This is a genomic window from Intestinimonas massiliensis (ex Afouda et al. 2020), assembly GCF_001244995.1.
Lineage (GTDB): Bacteria > Bacillota > Clostridia > Oscillospirales > Oscillospiraceae > Intestinimonas > Intestinimonas massiliensis.
In genome coordinates this window covers 1-5,321 of sequence record NZ_LN869527.1, presented here as the reverse complement: position 1 = coordinate 5,321, position 5,321 = coordinate 1, and the positions used below count along the sequence as shown (strand labels likewise).

At 52.1% G+C, this 5,321-nt stretch carries 2 tRNA genes and 2 rRNA genes; all 4 read left to right on the top strand.

Annotated elements, in window-relative coordinates:
• The first annotated feature begins 392 nt into the window (after window positions 1–392).
• The 4 genes from BN2154_RS00125 (at window position 393) to BN2154_RS00110 (ending at window position 5,301) form a co-directional block, all read left to right on the top strand.
• Window positions 393–1,923: ribosomal RNA gene (locus BN2154_RS00125) — 16S ribosomal RNA — on the top strand.
• A gap of 107 nt (window positions 1,924–2,030) precedes the next feature.
• Window positions 2,031–2,107: transfer RNA gene (locus BN2154_RS00120), tRNA-Ile, on the top strand.
• 14 nt (window positions 2,108–2,121) lie between these two features.
• Window positions 2,122–2,197, top strand: a tRNA-Ala gene (locus BN2154_RS00115).
• Window positions 2,198–2,457: 260 nt separating this feature from the next.
• Window positions 2,458–5,301: ribosomal RNA gene (locus BN2154_RS00110) — 23S ribosomal RNA — on the top strand.
• Together the 16S and 23S rRNA genes with 2 tRNA genes alongside form the textbook arrangement of a ribosomal RNA operon.
• The last annotated feature ends 20 nt before the right edge of the window (window positions 5,302–5,321 follow it).

Genomic DNA, 5,321 nt, shown 5'->3' with positions numbered 1-5,321 from the left:
GGCGAGTAGGAGCCCGATGAGAGAGGAATCTGGAGGGTTTTGAAAAAAGGTCTTGACAAAGCGAACGGGATGTAGTAAAATACAAAAGTTCGCGTGAGGCGAGCGGTTGAGAACCGGCGGAAAGCCTTCGAAAAAGGGCTGAAAAAAGTTCTTGACAAAGGGCCTGAGATGTGATACAATAAAGGCCCTGCCGCGGAGCTGCGGCGTGCACCTTGTAAATTAAACAACGTGAAGTGAAACACACAAGCACCAGAAGAGGACAAATTGTTGTCCATTCAGGAAATTTGTGCAAGCAAGTTTGTGAATGGGGAACCGATTTAATTTCTTTGAAGCTATGAATTAGGCTTCGATAAGATGATTTGTGCAGGCTGTGAGGTCTGTATAGATACCATTTTATTGAGAGTTTGATCCTGGCTCAGGATGAACGCTGGCGGCGTGCTTAACACATGCAAGTCGAACGGAACGCCAAGGAAAGAGTTTTCGGACAATGGAATTGGTTGTTTAGTGGCGGACGGGTGAGTAACGCGTGAGTAACCTGCCTTGGAGTGGGGAATAACACAGTGAAAATTGTGCTAATACCGCATGATATATTGGTGTCGCATGGCACTGATATCAAAGATTTATCGCTCTGAGATGGACTCGCGTCTGATTAGATAGTTGGCGGGGTAACGGCCCACCAAGTCGACGATCAGTAGCCGGACTGAGAGGTTGGCCGGCCACATTGGGACTGAGACACGGCCCAGACTCCTACGGGAGGCAGCAGTGGGGAATATTGGGCAATGGGCGCAAGCCTGACCCAGCAACGCCGCGTGAAGGAAGAAGGCTTTCGGGTTGTAAACTTCTTTTAACAGGGACGAAGCAAGTGACGGTACCTGTTGAATAAGCCACGGCTAACTACGTGCCAGCAGCCGCGGTAATACGTAGGTGGCAAGCGTTATCCGGATTTACTGGGTGTAAAGGGCGTGTAGGCGGGACTGCAAGTCAGATGTGAAAACTATGGGCTCAACCCATAGCCTGCATTTGAAACTGTAGTTCTTGAGTGTCGGAGAGGCAATCGGAATTCCGTGTGTAGCGGTGAAATGCGTAGATATACGGAGGAACACCAGTGGCGAAGGCGGATTGCTGGACGATAACTGACGCTGAGGCGCGAAAGCGTGGGGAGCAAACAGGATTAGATACCCTGGTAGTCCACGCCGTAAACGATGGATACTAGGTGTGGGGGGTCTGACCCCCTCCGTGCCGCAGCTAACGCAATAAGTATCCCACCTGGGGAGTACGATCGCAAGGTTGAAACTCAAAGGAATTGACGGGGGCCCGCACAAGCGGTGGAGTATGTGGTTTAATTCGAAGCAACGCGAAGAACCTTACCAGGGCTTGACATCCTACTAACGAACCAGAGATGGATTAGGTGCCCTTCGGGGAAAGTAGAGACAGGTGGTGCATGGTTGTCGTCAGCTCGTGTCGTGAGATGTTGGGTTAAGTCCCGCAACGAGCGCAACCCTTATTGTTAGTTGCTACGCAAGAGCACTCTAGCGAGACTGCCGTTGACAAAACGGAGGAAGGTGGGGACGACGTCAAATCATCATGCCCCTTATGTCCTGGGCCACACACGTACTACAATGGCGGTTAACAGAGGGAGGCAAAGCCGCGAGGCAGAGCAAACCCCTAAAAGCCGTCCCAGTTCGGATTGCAGGCTGAAACCCGCCTGTATGAAGTCGGAATCGCTAGTAATCGCGGATCAGCATGCCGCGGTGAATACGTTCCCGGGCCTTGTACACACCGCCCGTCACACCATGAGAGTCGGGAACACCCGAAGTCCGTAGCCTAACTGCAAAGGGGGCGCGGCCGAAGGTGGGTTCGATAATTGGGGTGAAGTCGTAACAAGGTAGCCGTATCGGAAGGTGCGGCTGGATCACCTCCTTTCTAAGGAGAGTTCGGTAAAGTGAGCTTTATCGTAACGTCCTAAGGTCAGGACTCTGCGGTGTGTGTGGAGTAGGTTCACGTTGTTTAATTTAGAGGGTGTACGCTATGGGCCCATAGCTCAGCTGGCTAGAGCGCGCGACTGATAATCGCGAGGTCGGTGGTTCGAGTCCACTTGGGCCCACCACCTTTTAAGAGCGCGGGGGTATAGCTCAGTTGGTAGAGCACCTGCTTTGCAAGCAGGGGGTCACCGGTTCGAGTCCGATTACCTCCACCAAGATTGGATCTCAACACTCAACGAGGTGTTGAATGTTGAGATCTGACCTTGATGGTCAGAGGTCTGCACCTTGAAAACTGAACAACGAGAGAAAGTATTGAGAGCAAGCAACAGAGGGCAATTAATAGCAATGTTGTGGAACTTTAATTAGAATAGCGTCTAGCTGTTCTAGTGAATGGGTAAAAACAATGAGCCAATTAAAAACTCTTTGAAGCCTGCATAATTCATGATCAACGTAGAACCAGAAAGGTTCTGCGAAAGGTCAAGCTAGAAAGAGCGCAAGGGGAATGCCTTGGCATCAGGAGCCGACGAAGGACGTGACAAGCTGCGATAAGCTGCGGGGAGTGGCACATACACATTGATCCGCAGATTTCCGAATGGGGCAACCCGGCAGAGCAATACTCTGTCAGCGTGCGTTGAATCAAATAGGCGTACGCGGGGAACCGCCTGAACTGAAACATCTAAGTAGGGCGAGGAAGAGAAATCAACAGAGATTCCGCTAGTAGTGGCGAGCGAACGCGGAAGAGGCCAAACCGAGGGATTTATTCCTCGGGGTTGAGGACTCACACAACGGTAAGATAGGTTAGTCGAACGGTATGGGAAGGCCGGCCACAGCGGGTGAGAGCCCCGTAGACGAAAACTGAATCTTATTAGTGAGGATCCAGAGTACCGCCGGACACGTGAAACCCGGTGGGAAACTGGGGGGACCACCCTCCAAGCCTAAATACTACCTGATGACCGATAGAGGAGCAGTACCGTGAGGGAAAGGTGAAAAGGACCCCGGGAGGGGAGTGAAATAGAACCTGAAACCTTGTGCTTACAAGCACTCAAAGCCCGTTAATGGGTGATGAGGTACCTTTTGTAGAATGGTCCGGCGAGTTATTGTAACGAGCAAGCTTAAGGTATTGAGTACCGGAGGCGAAGGGAAACCGAGGGTTAATAGCCCGTATAAAGTTCGTTGCAATAGACCCGAAACCGGGTGACCTATCCATGAGCAGGTTGAAGTGGGGGTAAAACCCCATGGAGGACCGAACGCACGTTCGTTGCAATGACCGGCGATGACTTGTGGATAGCGGTGAAATTCCAATCGAACCCGGAGATAGCTGGTTCTCCCCGAAATAGCTTTAGGGCTAGCGTTAGTTTAGATTCGCGGAGGTAAAGCACTGAATGGGCTAGGGGCCGATAAGGTTACTGAACCCTATCAAACTCTGAATGCCGCAGAATTGATGACTGGCAGTCAGTCTACGTGAGATAAGTCTCGTGGACAAAAGGGAAACAGCCCAGACCCACAGCTAAGGTCCCCAATACATGCTAAGTGGAAAACGATGTGGAGTTGCGAAAACAACCAGGATGTTGGCTTAGAAGCAGCCACTCATTAAAAGAGTGCGTAATAGCTCACTGGTCGAGTGACTCTGCGCGGAAAATATAACGGGGCTAAGCATGTAACCGAAGCTTGGGCTTGTCCGAATGGACAGGGGTAGGGGAGCGTCGAATACGGGGTGAAGTCGCAGCGGAAGCAGCGGTGGACTGTATTCGAGTGAGAATGCCGGAATGAGTAGCGAGAATTATGTGGGAATCATAATGGCCGAAAATCTAAGGTTTCTTGGGGAAGGTTCGTCCGCCCAAGGTAAGCCGGGAGCTAAGGCGAGGCCGCGAGGCGTAGTCGATGCACATACGGTAGAAATTCCGTAGCCGCCGAACTTTAAGCATGCTGACACTTTGGAATAGGGGAACCCCGGCGTTGGTTGACCGGGGCGTAAGGGACCGAAATATAGTAGGGAAGTCTCCGATGTCCAGAGGCGAGAAAAGGCATGAGGAATACTAAGGCGCCCGTACCGCAAACCGACACAGGTAGATGAGGAGAGAATCCTAAGGCCAACGGGAGAAGGGTTGTTAAGGAACTCGGCAAAATGACCCCGTAACTTCGGGATAAGGGGAGCCTGCTTATGGCAGGCCGCAGAGAATAGGCCCAAGCGACTGTTTACCAAAAACACAGGTCTATGCTAAATCGAAAGATGACGTATATGGGCTGACGCCTGCCCGGTGCTGGAAGGTTAAGAGGAGGGCTTAGCGCAAGCGAAGGTCTGAATTGAAGCCCCAGTAAACGGCGGCCGTAACTATAACGGTCCTAAGGTAGCGAAATTCCTTGTCAGGTAAGTTCTGACCCGCACGAATGGCGTAACGATTTGGGCACTGTCTCAACAGCCCACCCGGCGAAATTGTTGTACTGGTGAAGAAGCCAGTTACCCGCAACTAGACGGAAAGACCCCATGGAGCTTTACTGTAGCTTAATACTGGAAATCGGTAAATCATGTACAGGATAGGTGGGAGACTTGGAAGCCTGGGCGTCAGCTTAGGTGGAGTCACCCTTGGGATACCACCCTTGATTTGCTGGTTTTCTAACCTGCGGCCGTGAATCCGGTCGGGGGACACTGTTAGGTGGGCAGTTTGACTGGGGCGGTCGCCTCCTAAAAGGTAACGGAGGCGCTCAAAGGTTGGCTCAGCACGGACGGAAATCGTGCAATGAGTGTAAACGTATAAGCCAGCCTAACTGCGAGGCCGACGGGCCGAGCAGTAACGAAAGTTGGAGTTAGTGATCCGGCGGTATGTGCGTGGAAATGCCGTCGCTCAACGGATAAAAGCTACCCTGGGGATAACAGGCTGATCTCCCCCAAGCGTCCACAGCGACGGGGAGGTTTGGCACCTCGATGTCGGCTCGTCGCATCCTGGGGCTGAATTCGGTCCCAAGGGTTTGGCTGTTCGCCAATTAAAGCGGCACGCGAGCTGGGTTCAGAACGTCGTGAGACAGTTCGGTCCCTATCTGTTGCGGGCGTAAGAGATTTGAAGGGAGCTGTCCTTAGTACGAGAGGACCGGGATGGACAGACCTCTGGTGCACCAGTTGTCCTGCCAAGGGCATAGCTGGGTAGCTACGTCTGGACGAGATAAACGCTGAAGGCATCTAAGCGTGAAACTCCCCCTAAGATTAGATCTCTCACTCTAAATGAGGTAAGGCACGATGTGGACTACATCGTTGATAGGCCGGAGGTGGAAGCACGGTAACGTGTGTAGCTGACCGGTACTAATCCGCCGAGGGCTTGACCTTAACATGTTTATGCAAGGCTT